Raw genomic sequence first — 13716 nt, forward strand, 5'->3', positions numbered from 1 at the left:
CCAACTGAGCTATTCCGGCTGAGCAGGCAATTCTACGGGGGAGTGGCCGGAATGGTCAATTGCCGGCACTAGCCCGGCTGCACAATCCGTCCCGAATCCCCACCCCGCAAGCCCCCGCACCGCTTGGCCCGCAGGCGCAGCGCCTACAATGGGCCTGTCCAACAGGACCGGGCCTTGACGCCCCCGTCCCTAAAGTGGGGCAGTCACCCCCTGGATGCCGCCGATGCGCTCCCTTCCCCACTTCACCGGCCTGCTGCTGGCTTGTCTGCTCTGCACCGGCAATACTGCCGCCGAGGCCGCCCCGCAGCCGCCAAGCCCACCAGACCAGCAGTGGCAACCGCTGTTCCAGCAGGTCCAGGGCGCACACCTTTTCAAGGACCAGAAAACCTTCGCCGACGCCGTGCCCCGGCAGGAAGCAAGCGCCGTGCTGGCGCAGTGGCAGCAGGTAAGAGGGCAGCCAGATCACCTGCCCGCGTTCATCGCCCAGCACTTCACCGTGCCCGGGGAGGCAACCGCTTACGTGCCACCCACCGGCGAAACCCTGCGCGCCCACATCGAAGGCCTGTGGCCGGTGCTCACGCGCACCACCGAGACGGTCGACCCGCGCGGCTCGCTGCTACCGCTGCCCAAGCCCTACGTGGTCCCAGGTGGACGCTTCCGCGAGGTGTATTACTGGGACAGTTATTTCACGATGCTCGGGCTGGCCTCAAGCGGACGCTGGCAGCAGGTACGCGACATGGTGGACAACTTCGCCTGGCAGCTGGATCAGTACGGGCACGTCCCCAACGGCAACCGCAGCTATTACCTGAGCCGCTCGCAGCCGCCATTCTTCAGCCTGATGGTGGATCTGCTGGCCACCCACGAGGGTGACGACGCGTATCGCCGTTACCTGCCCCAATTGCGCATCGAACACGCTTTCTGGATGCGCGGTGCGCAAGGCCTGCCACCCGGCACCGCCAGCGAGCGCGTGGTGCGGCTGGCCGATGGCCAGGTACTCAACCGTTACTGGGATGCGCGCGCGGTGCCACGCACCGAGTCGTGGACCGATGACCTGGCCACCGCTGCGCAGGCGCCGCAGCGCGCGCCGTCGCAGGTGTATCGCGACCTGCGCGCGGGGGCGGAATCGGGTTGGGATTTCAGTTCGCGCTGGCTGGCCGAACCGGGCGTGCTGGCCAGCATCCACACCACGGCGATCGTGCCGGTGGATCTGAACAGCCTGCTGTTCCACCTGGAAACCACCCTCGCCCGCGCCAGCAAGGCCGCCGGTGACGGCGCTGCCGCACGCGACTTCAAGCAGCAGGCGAAGGCACGCCAGCGCGCCATCAACACGCTGCTCTGGGATGTCGAGCAGGGCTGGTACGTGGACCGCGATCTGGACAACGGCGCGACCCGCCCCGCGCTCACCGCCGCCGCGCTGTTCCCGCTGTGGCTACACGTCGCTACGCCTGCGCACGCCCGGCAGACCGCCAAGGCAGCCAACACGCAGCTGCTCCGTCAAGGCGGCCTGCTGACCACCAAGGTGGACACCGGCCAGCAATGGGACGCGCCCAATGGCTGGGCGCCGCTGCAGTGGGTCGCGGTGGATGGGTTGCAGCGCTACAAGCAGGACGCGGTCGCGCGCCGCATCGGGGTCCGCTTCCTGCACACGGTGCAGGCGGTGTACGACCGCGAAAACAAACTCGTGGAGAAATACGTAGTCGACGGTTCGGCCGTCGGCGGTGGTGGCGGCGAATACCCGTTGCAGGATGGCTTCGGCTGGAGCAATGGGGTCACCGCAGCGTTGCTGGATCGGCTGTGCCCGCCACGAAAGCGCTGCGAGAACGCGCAGGATGTGGGTGACGAGGACTGATCGCCCCTTCAATGCAACGTTGGCATCAAACCGAAGCGCTTCGACCGCCACCTGCCACCGACCGGGCGATGCCATATTGCGCGGCGTAATACGTACCGAGCACCAGCAGACTGGCCATCGGCAATCCACCGGCAAAACGGTCCCACGCCAGCAGCGAATCGCTGGCGACAAACAGCAGTGCACCGCCCACCGCCCAGCCTGCACTGCGACGCGACACGCCAGGCAACCACGGCTTGGCCCACACGCGCGCCAACGCCAGCATCGCCATCAACGCGAGCACCACCACATAGGCCAACACCGGGACGCGCATGTCGGCGGGAAGATGCGGCCACAGCGCGGTGACGTTGGTAACGGCGAACGTTCCCAACAGCACAACGGCCATCCACAATCCACGCCCGGCCCTGAAGCCGGCGCGGAACGCGATGATGTAGCAGACATGTGCGAGCAGGAACGCGACCAGCCCCGGGACAAMGGCGTCCACCGGCAGCATCAAGGCGATGTCGCCGACGCAGGAGAGCCCCATGCCGGTCAGCACCGCGCGACGGTAGCCTTGGCCGAGTGAGAGGGCTGAGGTTGCCGGCCAGCGGCCGGCACTACCAGGGTGCCATGCGATGGACGCGATGAGCAGGGTGGTCAGCGGCTTTGCCAGCCAATGCAGCCAGCGTCCGTCGCCCTGCAGCCCTGCGCCGATGATGGCGGCGGCCGCCAGCACTACGATGAGTAGCTCGCGGCCGCGGCGGGTCATCGGGCTTTCCAGAGCTCGGCCAGACGATCCGGCTTGCCCGCAATGCGTTCAAGCGACGGATACAACAGGCCACCGTGGTAATCCAGCGCCACCGTGTCGATGCGGTCGAAGCTGCGCACCAGCAGGGTGATGGGGGCCTTGTCGGTCTTGGCAGCGGTCACCGCTTCCTTCAGTGCGTCACCCTTGAACACGCGTCCGTTGACCGCCAGCACGGTCATGCCTGGGGTAAGGCCGGCGTTGAATGCGGGGCTGTCCCACAGCACGTCGGTGACTGCACCGCTGTTGGCCACGCTCAGGCCCAGCGAATAGACCAGGTTGGTGCCGTTGGCGCGGGTCTCCTGCGCTTTGAAGGCCTCGCTGGGGGTATCGGTGTAGACCAGTTTCCAGCCGGCCGCGTCCAGCCCGCCGGTCAGCGGCATGTGGCCATCCAGGCGCTCGCGCAGGAAGGTCGCCCAATCAAACGGCGCGATGCCGTTCAAGGTGTGCACTACGTCGTCGAAGGTGTACGGATTGACGTTCCAGTCGCCGTCATTCATGCCGAAGAACGCCTTGGCGAAATCGTCCAGGCTGCGCTTGTTGCCGGTCAGCCCGCGCAGCTTGCCGTCCACGTCCAGCCACACCATCTGCCCGCCGGAGTAGTAGTCTTCGCTCAACTGGTAATTGCGGAATCCCAGCGCGCGGCGCTGGGCGATGGTGGGATCGTTGGTGGTGTCCTGCAGGCTGCGCCACGCCAGACCGGGACGACCGCGATCGTAGGTCGCCGCGACATTGGCCAGGGTTTCGCGGGTCTGCTGCACGCTCCACAGGCCCGAGCGCGCGGCCAGCACCTGGCCCCAGAACTGGGTCTGGCCTTCGTACAGCCACAGCAGGCTGTCGCCCATGGGCACGTTGAAGTTGGGCGTGGCCAGATCCGCACCGCGACGGTACTTGCCGTTCCAGGAATGGTTGAACTCGTGCGGCAGCAAATCGCGGCCCAGCCAGGTCTTGTCCCAGTCGGTGAAGTAGCCGGTCTCGGCGCTGTTCTCGCTGGAGCGCTGGTGCTCCAGCCCGATGCCGCCGAGCTTGCCGGTCAGTGCCAGCAGGAACTCATAGCGGTCGAAGTGACGTGCGCCGTAAAGCTTGTACATCTGCTGCACCAGCGCACGGTGTGCCTGCACCTGTTCGGGCTTGGCGACCAGGGACTTGGCATCATCGGCAAACACGTTGAGATGCACCGGCACCTTGGCGCCGGGATCCAGGTCGAATTGCTGGTAATAGCGGCCGGCGAACAGCGGCGAATCCACCAGGTGGTCGTAGCGGATCGGCTTGAACACCACCGTGTCGCCGTCGCGGCGCTCGGTCTCCAGCGCGGTGGCATACGACCAGCCCTTGGGCAGGGTCACACTGGCCTGCGCCTGCAGGTTGCGGGTGATCACGCCGGCCGGGTACAGCGAGTTGGCGTTCCACTGCAGGTTGAGCATCTCCGGGGTCATCACCACCCGCCCCTGGCTGCCGCCCTGCGACGACAGGAACTTGAACGCGGCCACCACCTCCCTGGCACCTTCGGGCACGTCCACCTGGAAGGCGTATACGTCGTACGGGTCGCGTTTCCAGGCCAGCGGCTTGCCGTTGGCGGTGACCACCAGCCCGGCCAGCTTGTCGATGGGGCCGCTGGGCGAATGGCTGCCCGGCAGCCACTGCGGATACAGCAGGGTGAGCGGACCGGGCTTGGCCGGAATGGTCGCCTTGACCTTGAAGATGCGCCGGCCGATGTCGCGCGCGTCCACATCGATGCGCAGCACGCCCGGCCAGGCCACATCCTGTGGCGGCGACGTCTGCGCCTGTACGCCACTGGCCGACAACGCCAACAGCACGGACAGGACGGTGGCACGCATCTTCATCGGCAACGCTCCAGCGGCGAAACATCCGATCCTAGCCCTCGCTATCGCCCTGCCCCATGGCCAAAGGTCATGCGCGGGGCTGCGGCCAGAACGGGCAAAGCCGAGCGGCGCGTGCCGCCGTGTTCACCGTGCCAGCGCCACACTGCCCGCCACGTTGCAGATACTCCCCGGGAGGCATCACGCATGCAGGCACGCAGATGGATAGGCGGGCTAGCCGTCGCGGCGGCCGTGGCCACCGCCGCATTGACCGTACGGGGGCCGCGCCGGCGCGTACCACTGCCTGCGGTGGACGACATCACCCCGCTGTTGCCCGACCGGGCCCAGCTCTGGCGCTGGATCGAAGCGCTGAACGCGTTCGGCCCGCGACTGACCGCCACGCCCGCGCACGCGCAGGCGGTGGATTACCTGGCCGGCGAACTGGAAGCGCTCGGTCTGCAGGTGCACCGCCAGCATCACCGGGTCCAGCGCTGGACGCCGCAGCACTGCGCGCTGCGGCTGGACGATGGCACGCCCATCGAGGTTGCCGCGCCCTATCCCTACTCGGGCCAGACCGACGCACAGGGCGTGCATGGTCGGCTGGTGTGGCTGGACTCGGCCAAACGGATGGAGCCCGCGCGCRATGCGATCGCCGTGGTGCGGATCGATCCGGTGGCGATGCGCCGGGCCAAGGCGGCGATGGTGTTCCAGCAGCGTGCGATGTTGCCCGATGCGGATGCCGGGTTTGCGCGCGAAGAGGTCATCCCGGTGCTGGCGCCGTTGATCGATCCGACGCTGCTCGAACGCGCGCGCAAGGCCGGCGTACGCGCCGTGGTCTGCGTGTTTGGCGGGCTGTCTGAAGGTCTGGCGCGCGATCAGGTACTGCCGTTCACCACGCCATGGATGGATTGCCCGGCGCTATGGGTGGGCCAACAGGCCGGCGAGGCGCTGCGTTCGGCTGCGCACGCTGGCCGCAGTGCGACGCTGGTGCTGCAGGCCGAGCGCACCGAGGCCGGCATCGACTCCCTGCATGCCGTGCTGCCCGGCACCACGCGGGGTGAAAGCACCCTGATCAACACCCACACCGATGGCCCCAATGCGTGCGAAGAAAATGGCGGCGCCGGACTGCTCGCGCTGGCCGCTGCCTTCGCCCAGCGCCCGCGGCGTCGCGACATGGTGTTCGTGTTCGCCAGCGGCCACTTCCAGATTCCGCAGTTCACCGACCGTGGCCAGGCGACGATGGCATGGCTGCGTGCGCATCCTGGGCTGTGGGATGGCAAGGGTGATCACGCGCGCGCGGTAGCCTGCCTGACGCTGGAGCACCTGGGCTGCCTGGAATGGAAGGACGGTCCGGGACGCAGCGACCCCCGGGCCACCGGCCGGCTGGAACGCGAGATTGTCTACGCCACCAACCCGGCGATGGAGCAGGTGTACTGCGCTGCCGTTGCCGGCCGCAGCAAGCTGCGCAGCCTGGTGGTGGCACCGCGCATTGGCGAGCTGTTCCTGGGCGAAGGCGCCAGCTCGTATCTATGCGGAATACCAGGAATCGGGCTGGTGCCCGGGCCGGACTATCTCTGCCAGCAGTTGCCCGGCGGTGGCCTGGAGCGCTTGGATGCCGGGTTTGCGTGGCAGCAGGTGTGCAGTTTCGCCAAAGCATTGGCATTGGTCGATGCGCTGGACGCCGCAGTGATCGGCGCGGCCACGCCGGGATTGGAGAGGCCGTGGCAGCGATTGCGGGCGGTATTTACGGGGTAATGCGCGGTGGGATTGCCAGCGCGGAGACGCATGGCGTGGCTCTACCGGTTGAAGGTCGGTTACCGCGATCCGGTAGAGCCACGCCATGCGTGGCTGCACCAACGATCACGCCCGATCAGCTGATCAACCGCAGCCGCAGTTCCTTTGGCAACGCAAACACCATGGACTCCGGCTCGCCGTCGAGCTCACCGACGCCGGTCGCGCCCAGCTCCTTCAACCGCGCAATCACGCCGTCCACCAGCACCTGCGGTGCCGAGGCGCCGGCAGTCAGGCCGATGTGCTGCTTGCCGGCCACCCAGGCCGGGTCGATCTCGTGGGCGCCGTCGATCAGGTAGGACTCCACGCCTTCGCGGCGCGCCAGTTCACTGAGACGGTTGGAGTTGGAGCTGTTCGGCGAGCCCACCACCAGTACCAGGTCGCAGCGCTGGGCCAGGTCGCGCACGGCGTCCTGGCGGTTCTGGGTGGCGTAGCAGATGTCGTCGTTCTTCGGCCCCTGCATCGCCGGGAAGCGCGCGCGCATGGCCTCGATGATGCCGCGGGTGTCATCCACCGACAGCGTGGTCTGGGTGGTGTAGGCGAAGTTTTCCGGCTGGTCGATCTCCAGCGTGGCGACATCCTCGACATCTTCCACCAGGTAGATCCGGCCGGTGCCGCGCTCGCGGTTCCACTGGCCCATGGTGCCTTCCACTTCGGGGTGGCCGGCATGGCCGATCAGCACCACGTCGCGGCCGGCACGGCAGTGGCGGGCCACTTCCAGGTGCACCTTGGTGACCAGTGGGCAGGTCGCGTCGAACACCTTCAGGCCACGGCGTTCGGCCTCCTGGCGCACGGCCTGGGACACGCCGTGCGCACTGAAGATCACCGTGTTGTCATCGGGCACTTCATCGAGTTCCTCGACGAAGATCGCGCCGCGGGCCTTGAGGTCGTCGACCACGAAGCGGTTGTGCACGACCTCGTGGCGCACGTAGATCGGCGCGCCCAGGGTCTCGATCGCGCGCTTGACGATCTCGATCGCACGATCGACACCGGCACAGAAACCACGCGGATTGGCGAGCAACACGTCCATCGGTCAGATACTCCGGCCGGCGCCAGGCCGGTTCATTGCGGGATACAGGGGGGAATTATCCCGCTTTTTTCTCGGCCTTGCCGTCGAACAGACCAAACACAGCGATCCCCACGGCCCCCACCACGATCGCCGCATCGGCGATGTTGAAGGAGGGCCAGTAATGGTCACCGATGTACCACTGGATGAAATCGACCACGTGGCCGTGCATCAGCCGGTCGATCACGTTGCCGATGGCCCCGCCGATGACCAGGGCGTAAGGCACGGCGCTGCGCCAMTGGCCGCGCGCGGTACGCGACAGCCAGAACGCCATCAGGCCGCTGATGCCCACCGCCAGCGCGGTGAAAAACCACAGCTGCCAGCCACCGGCATCGCTCAGGAAGCTGAATGCCGCGCCGGTGTTGTAGGTGCGGAACCAGTTCCAGAAGCCTTCGATGACCACCACCGGCTGGTACTCGGGCAGGCTGGACAGGACCCAGGCCTTGCTCCACTGGTCCAGGCCGATGATCGTCGCCGACAGCAGCAGCCACACCAGTGCATTGGGACGCGGACGGACGGCGCTCATCAGAACCACCGCCGATCTTCGCCGGCACCGTCGAGGTTGCTCACGCAGCGACCGCACAGCTCGGCATGGGCGGCCACCGCACCGACATCGGCACGGTAGTGCCAGCAGCGCACGCACTTCTGCTTTTCGGTCGGCTGGGCGCTGACGAACACCTCATCGGTGGTCGCCGGGCGCACCTGCACGTCGCCGCTGATCAGCAGGAAGCGCAGCTCCTCGGCCAGCGGCTGCCAGCGCGCGGCGGTTTCCGCATCGGCCGCCACGGTGATCTCCGCCTCCAGCGCCGCACCGATCGCGCCATTGGCACGCATCGGCTCGAGCACCTTGGACACCTGCTCACGCAGCGCCAGCAACTGGTCGAAATCGGCGGCGTTGAGCGGCGCATCGGCCGGCAGCGGCGCCAGGCCGTCGTACCAGGTGGCCATCAGCACGTTGTCCTTGCGCGCGCCCGGCAGATAACCCCACAACTCGTCGGCGGTGAAGCTCAGGATCGGCGCGATCCAGCGGGTGAACGCTTCGGCGATGTGGTACATCGCGCTCTGCGCCGAACGCCGGCCACGCGAGTCGATCGGCATGGTGTACAGCCGGTCCTTGGTCACGTCCAGGTACAGCGAGCCCAGGTCGACGCTGCAGAAGTTCAGCAGCAGCTGCACGATCTCGGCCATGTTGTAGCTGGTGTAGGCCGCCTTGATCTTCTCCTGCAACTCAAAGGCGCGATGCACGATCCAGCGGTCCAGCGCGACCATGTCGGCCGGGGCCACCAGTTGCAGGGCCGGATCGAAACCGTCCAGGTTGCCGAGCAGGAAGCGCGCGGTGTTGCGCAGGCGCCGGTAGGCGTCGGCATTGCGCTTGAGGATCTCCTGCGACAGCGACATTTCATTGCTGTAGTCGGCCGAGGCGATCCACAGGCGCAGGATGTCCGCGCCCAGGGTCTTCATGATGTCCTGCGGCTCGATGCCGTTGCCCATCGACTTGGACATCTTGCGGCCCTTCTCATCCACGGTGAAGCCGTGGGTGAGGCACTGCTTGTACGGGGCCTGCTTGTCGATCGCCACGCCGGTCAGCAGCGAGGACTGGAACCAGCCGCGGTGTTGGTCCGAGCCTTCCAGGTACAGGTCGGCCGGCTTGCCGAAGCCACGTGCCAGCAGCACGCCTTCATGGCTCACGCCCGAGTCGAACCAGACGTCGAGGGTGTCGGTGACCTTCTCGTAGTGTGCCGCTTCCTCGCCCAGCAGCTCGGCCGCGTCGAGCGAATACCACACGTCGATGCCGCCCACCTGCACGCGGTCGGCCACCTGCTGCATCAGCTCGACAGTGCGCGGATGCGGTTCGCCGGTTTCGCGATGGGTGAAGAAGGCGATCGGCACGCCCCAGGTGCGCTGGCGGCTGATGCACCAGTCCGGACGCCCTTCGACCATGCCGCCGATACGCGCCTTGCCCCAGGCCGGGAACCAGCCGACGTTGTCGATGGCCGCCATCGCATCGCGGCGCAGGTTGGCCTTGTCCATCGAGATGAACCACTGCGGGGTCGCGCGGAACACCACCGGGGTCTTGTGACGCCAGCAGTGCGGGTAGCTGTGCACGATCTCGACGAAGGCCAGCAGCGCCCCGGAAGCGCGCAGCACCTCCACGATCAGCGGCTGTGCCTTCCACAGGTGCACGCCGGCCAGTTCGACATCACCGGCCGGCGGGGTCGAGGGCAGGTACACGCCGCGGCCGTCGACCGGGTTGATCTGGCCCGCGGTGTACGGGTCCATCAGCCCGTACTGCTGGCTGACCACGAAGTCTTCCTGGCCGTGGCCCGGCGCGGTATGCACCGCACCGGTACCGTCTTCGGCCGAGACGTGCGCGCCGTTGAGCAGCGGGATGTCGCGGGTGGGATAGAACGGATGGGCCAGCAGCAGGTTTTCCAGCGCGGCGCCGGTAGCGTGGCCGTGCACGACCAGGTCGTCCACGCCATAGCGCTGCAGCGAGCGCTCGGCCAGGGCCGCGGCCAGCACCAGCCAACGGCGCTTGCCGTTGTGGGCCGGACCTTCAGCCAGCACGTAGTCGATCTCCGCACCGAGGGACACCGCCAGCGAGGCCGGCAGCGTCCACGGGGTGGTGGTCCAGATCGGCACGGCGACCTCGACATCGGGCGGCAGGGTCACGCCGAAGCGCTGCGCCAGCTGCTGCGAATCACGCGCCACGTAGGACACGTCGATCGCCGGAGACGTCTTGTCCTGGTATTCGATTTCCGCCTCGGCCAGTGCCGAGCCGCAGTCGAAGCACCAGTGCACCGGCTTGGCACCGCGCACGATGTGGCCGTTGGCGAACACCTTGGCCAGCGCGCGGATTTCATTGGCCTCGAAATCGAAGCTCAGCGTCTTGTACGGGTTGTCCCAGTCGCCGATCACGCCCAGGCGCTTKAAGTCGCGACGCTGCAGGTCGATCTGCTCTTCGGCGAACTCGCGGCACTTCTGGCGGAACTGTTCGGCGTCGAGCTTGACCCCGACCTTGCCCCACTTCTTCTCGACCTGGATCTCGATCGGCAGGCCATGGCAATCCCAGCCCGGCACGTAGGGCGCATCGAAGCCGGCCAGGTAGCGCGACTTGACGATGATGTCCTTGAGGATCTTGTTGACCGCATGGCCCAGGTGGATCTGGCCATTGGCGTAGGGCGGGCCGTCGTGCAGCACGAACAGCGGGCGACCCTGCGCGTTCTCGCGCAGGCGGGCGTACAGGCCCTCGTCTTCCCAGCGCGACAGAATGCCCGGCTCGCGCTTGGGCAGGTCGCCGCGCATCGGGAATTCGGTTGCCGGCAGATGAAGGGTGGCTTTGTAGTCCTGGCTCACGCAGTGGCTCGCAATCTGTGTTCGGAAAGGATGTGACGCGCCTGTTCGGCGTCACGGTGCATCTGGTCGGTCAATGCGGCCAGATCTTGGAACTTTTCTTCGTCGCGCAACTTGGCGACGAACTCCACTTCAATGTGGCGACCGTACAGGTCGCCCTGGAAATCGAACAGGTGCGCTTCCAGCAGCGGCTCTACGCCCTCCACCGTCGGCCGCGTGCCGAAGCTGGAGACCGATGGCCACGGCTGGTCGAACACCCCGTGCACCCAGGTCGCGTAGATGCCCGACAACGCCGGTGTCTTGGGGAAGCGCAGGTTGGCGGTGGGGAACCCCAGCGTACGGCCCAGCTGCCGGCCGCGCACTACCCTGCCCCCGATCGAATACGGACGCCCGAGCAGGTCATTGGCGTGGCTGAAGTTGCCCTCGCGCAGCAACTGGCGGATGCGGGTGCTGGAGATGCGCTCGCCGTGCAGGTCGATCGGCTCGATCTCGCCGGCGCCAAATCCGCGCTCGGCGCCCATCGACTGCAGCAGCGCCAGGTCACCGCGACGGCGGTTGCCAAAGCAGAATTCCGGGCCGATCCACACCTCGCGCGCGCTCAGGCGCTGCACCAGCAACTGCTCCACGAAGTCTTCAGCCTGCATCGCCGCCATGCGCGCATCGAAGCGCAGCAGGCCGATCGCATCCACGCCCAGCTCGCTGAGCATGGCGACCTTGTCGCGGGCCAGGGTCAACCGCGGCGGCGGCTCGCCCTGGGCGAAATACTCACGCGGCAGCGGTTCGAACGCGACCGCCACGGCGGCCACGCCCAACGCGCGCGCGCGCGCAACGGCGTGGCGCACCAACGCACGATGGCCCAGGTGCAGGCCGTCGAATGCGCCGATGCAGACCACGCTTCCGTGCGGGAACAGTTGCCCGCCTTCGATACTTCTAAACAGCCTGCTCATCAACTGGGAATCCGGCCCACCAGGGCCGATGCGTTGCAAGGGATAGCCATGAAGTATAGCCGGGGTGTCCACGGATCAATGCTCGCGCAGGTGGCGCGGGCGGAAACCCATCGCGACCAGGGAGACCAGATAGGTCAGCCCACCGCTGCCGACCAGTAGCGCCAGATTGCCGATGCGGTGCCATTTGTCCATGCCGGTGAAGCCGGGCATGGTGTACAGCAGGCCCAGCAGCACCGCCACCATGGCCAGGCAGGCCAGGCCCAGGCGGGTCACGTAGCCGGCCCAGCCGGGCTTGCGCTGGTACACGCCGGTCTTGCCCAGCCAGTACCACAGCAACCCGAGATTCAGGTAGCTGGACAGCGCGCTGGCGATGCCCAGCGCCAGGTGCAGGCCCGGCTGCTTGCCCAGCGCGACCCACACGCCCTGCGCCTTGAGCGCTTCGGGCACCATCACCTGGTACAGCACGGCCAGCAGGATGAAGTTGAACACCATGTTGGCCACCAGCGCGGCGATACCGGCGCGCACCGGGGTCTTGGTGTCCTGCCGGGCGTAGAACGCCGGCAACACCACCTTGAGCAGCGCGAACGCCGGCAGGCCGAAGCTCAGGCCATACACCGACAGCGCGGTCATGCGGGTATCGAACGCGCTGAACTCGCCATGCTGGAAAATCGTGGCGATCAGCGGCTCGGCCAGCAGCAACAGGCCCAGCATCGCCGGCACCGCGATCAGCAGCGTCGTGCGCAGCCCCCAGTCCAGCGCGCTGGAGAAGCCGGTCTTGTCGGTGCTCACGTGGTGGCGGGCCAGCGCCGGCAGGATCACGGTACCCAACGCTACCCCGAACACGCCCAGCGGGAGCTCCAGGAAGCGGTCGGCCAGCGACAGCCAGGACTGCGAGCCATCGGTCAGCTTGGCGGCGATCACCGTATCCAGCAGCAGGTTGATCTGCGCGATCGAGGAACCGAACAGGGTCGGCACCATCAGGGTCAGCACCTTGCGCACCCCGGGATGCCGCCAGCCCCAGCGCGGCAGGGTGAGCAGGTTGATGCCCTTCAGCGAGGGCAGCTGGAACAGCAACTGCAGCAGCCCGGCCGCCAGTACCGCCCAGCCGAGGGCCAGGATCTGCTTCTCCGGGGTGCCGCCCAGCCGCGGGGCCAGCCACAGCGCGCCGGCGATCATGCACAGGTTGAGGATCACCGGGGTCAGCGCCGGCATCGCGAACTTCTGGAAACTGTTGAGCGCCCCGCCGGCCAGCGCGGTCAGCGAGACGAACAGCAGGAACGGGAAGGTCAACCGGAACAGGTCCACCAGCAGGCCATGCTTGGCCGGGTCGGTATCCACCCCGCTGGAGAACAGGGTGGCCAACTGCGGTGCGAAGATCAGCGCCAGCGCCGTGACCAGCAGCAGCACCCCGCCCAGCGTGCCGGCCACGCGCGACATCAGCTCGCGCAGTTCGGCATGCGAGCGGGTTTCCTTCACTTCCGTGAACACCGGGACGAACGCCGTGGCGAACGAGCCTTCGGCGAACAGCCGGCGCAGGAAATTGGGCACCCGGAAGGCGACCCAGAAGGCGTCGGTCACCGCATTGGTGCCGAACGTGGTGGTGATGACCAGGTCGCGAACCAGCCCCAACACCCGCGAAATCATGGTCATGCTGCTGAAAGACAGCAGGCCCCGCAACATCCTTGGTGAACTCACCCGTGTTCCCTCTTGACAATTGACTTGACGTACATTTTTCGAGCCATCATACTTTCCAGCTTGCTGTTCCCATTACACCGATTTTTCAGGAAACCACCACTGTGGCCAATATCAAGTCCGCCAAGAAGCGCGCCAAGCAGACCGTCGTGCGCAACGCGCGCAATACGGCTCAGCGTTCGATGCTGCGCACCGCTGTCAAGAAGGTGATCAAGGCTCTGGATGCCAATGACGCCGCCGGCGCCGAGGCAGCCTTCGCTGTTGCCCAGCCGATCCTCGACCGTTTCAGCTCGCGTGGTCTGATCCACAAGAACAAGGCTGCTCGCCATAAGAGCCGCCTGACCGCGCGCATCAAGGCCATCAAGGCCGCCTGATCCGGCGACGTGGTTGCGGTAAAGCCACGCCCTGCGTGGCTT

Annotated in this window: 10 protein-coding genes; 3 read left to right on the forward strand and 7 right to left on the reverse strand. The window is 67.0% G+C overall.

Going from position 1 to position 13716, the window contains the following annotated elements:
- The first annotated feature begins 223 nt into the window (after positions 1–223).
- The gene (gene treA, locus AC1DQP_RS08245; protein WP_457318496.1) at positions 224–1849 is read left to right on the forward strand and encodes an alpha,alpha-trehalase TreA; all 1626 of its coding nucleotides are present in this window, start codon (positions 224–226) and stop codon (positions 1847–1849) included.
- 25 nt (positions 1850–1874) lie between these two features.
- On the opposite strand, the gene AC1DQP_RS08250 is transcribed toward treA, so the two are convergent.
- The gene (locus AC1DQP_RS08250) at positions 1875–2594 is read right to left on the reverse strand and encodes a lysoplasmalogenase (RefSeq protein ID WP_478051399.1); all 720 of its coding nucleotides are present in this window, start codon (positions 2592–2594) and stop codon (positions 1875–1877) included.
- Positions 2591–4474 carry a M61 family metallopeptidase gene (locus AC1DQP_RS08255; RefSeq protein WP_457318498.1) on the reverse strand — a complete coding sequence of 628 codons (1884 nt, stop codon included), beginning with the start codon at positions 4472–4474 and terminating at the stop codon, positions 2591–2593. Before AC1DQP_RS08255 ends, AC1DQP_RS08250 begins: the two co-directional genes overlap by 4 nt.
- A gap of 183 nt (positions 4475–4657) precedes the next feature.
- Between AC1DQP_RS08255 and AC1DQP_RS08260 the strand changes: the two genes are divergently transcribed.
- Positions 4658–6205: a hypothetical protein gene (locus AC1DQP_RS08260; protein ID WP_478051400.1), complete on the forward strand. Its 1548-nt coding sequence runs from the start codon at positions 4658–4660 to the stop codon at positions 6203–6205.
- A gap of 115 nt (positions 6206–6320) precedes the next feature.
- Here the strand turns inward: AC1DQP_RS08260 and ispH are convergent, their stop codons facing one another.
- From ispH to murJ, 5 genes are all read right to left on the reverse strand, one after another.
- Positions 6321–7271 (reverse strand): 4-hydroxy-3-methylbut-2-enyl diphosphate reductase, encoded by a 951-nt coding sequence (gene ispH, locus AC1DQP_RS08265; protein ID WP_478051401.1) that lies wholly within the window; start codon positions 7269–7271, stop codon positions 6321–6323.
- Between the two features lie 55 nt (positions 7272–7326).
- The gene (gene lspA, locus AC1DQP_RS08270) at positions 7327–7833 is read right to left on the reverse strand and encodes a signal peptidase II (RefSeq protein WP_478051402.1); all 507 of its coding nucleotides are present in this window, start codon (positions 7831–7833) and stop codon (positions 7327–7329) included.
- On the reverse strand, positions 7833–10664 hold the full coding sequence (ileS, locus tag AC1DQP_RS08275) for an isoleucine--tRNA ligase (protein WP_478051403.1): 2832 nt from the start codon (positions 10662–10664) through the stop codon (positions 7833–7835). The genes lspA and ileS overlap by 1 nt, the downstream gene beginning before the upstream one ends.
- Positions 10661–11608: a bifunctional riboflavin kinase/FAD synthetase gene (locus tag AC1DQP_RS08280; protein ID WP_457318502.1), complete on the reverse strand. Its 948-nt coding sequence runs from the start codon at positions 11606–11608 to the stop codon at positions 10661–10663. The genes ileS and AC1DQP_RS08280 overlap by 4 nt, the downstream gene beginning before the upstream one ends.
- A gap of 75 nt (positions 11609–11683) precedes the next feature.
- Positions 11684–13288, reverse strand: coding sequence for a murein biosynthesis integral membrane protein MurJ (gene murJ, locus AC1DQP_RS08285; protein ID WP_478051404.1), 1605 nt, complete (start codon positions 13286–13288; stop codon positions 11684–11686).
- 116 nt (positions 13289–13404) lie between these two features.
- On the opposite strand from murJ, the gene rpsT reads away from it, so the two are divergent.
- Positions 13405–13674 carry a 30S ribosomal protein S20 gene (rpsT, locus tag AC1DQP_RS08290; protein WP_019184515.1) on the forward strand — a complete coding sequence of 90 codons (270 nt, stop codon included), beginning with the start codon at positions 13405–13407 and terminating at the stop codon, positions 13672–13674.
- Positions 13675–13716 lie beyond the last annotated feature (42 nt).

Source organism: Stenotrophomonas sp. P5_A8 (genome assembly GCF_056400545.1).